Consider the following 530-nt stretch of genomic DNA (forward strand, 5'->3'; position numbering starts at 1 on the left):
TAAAGAACTGGTCTAGTAGAGCAGGAGTTGCACTTCAATTTTAAATCGAGGAAGATAATTTAATTCAATCACAAGTAAATCAAACTGATCGACGAATTGTGCGGCTAACCTTGACTACTAATGGCCAAGAAACTGTCCAAAGGAGCGTTCGGCAAGTGCAAGCAAATTTAAAAACTTTCAACCAAAGTCACGATTTGGAGAAGTTGACTAAACAAGTGGAAACTTTGTCACAACAACTGGCTAAGATAAATTAAAAGTTTTTCAAAGTAAGTAAAGATGCCTTAATGTAAATAAAGATCGGTCCGTTAAAACCCTTGGGGTTGAGCAGGCCGGTCTTTTGTTGAAGTGAAGAAAATTTAAACATTAAGATTATTTTTGGCTCGTGACAATAATCATTTTGTATACCCAAGTAATTAATCGAGCGTTGCAAGTGGCAAAGTTTCTCACCATTAAAAAAGCTTAGATATATTTAGATCCTCGATTTAAAATTGAAGTGCAACACCTGCTCTACTAGACCAGTTCTTTATTCA

The 530-nt window shown here is 35.5% G+C and carries 1 pseudogene; it reads left to right on the forward strand.

From position 1 onward, the window contains the following. Positions 1–50: 50 nt before the first annotated feature. A pseudogene (locus tag IV54_RS12220) lies at positions 51–254 on the forward strand (MarR family transcriptional regulator); the annotation flags it as partial. Positions 255–530: the final 276 nt, after the last annotated feature.

The sequence above is a fragment of the Levilactobacillus paucivorans genome (assembly GCF_001437125.1).
In the GTDB taxonomy this organism is placed as follows: domain Bacteria; phylum Bacillota; class Bacilli; order Lactobacillales; family Lactobacillaceae; genus Levilactobacillus; species Levilactobacillus paucivorans.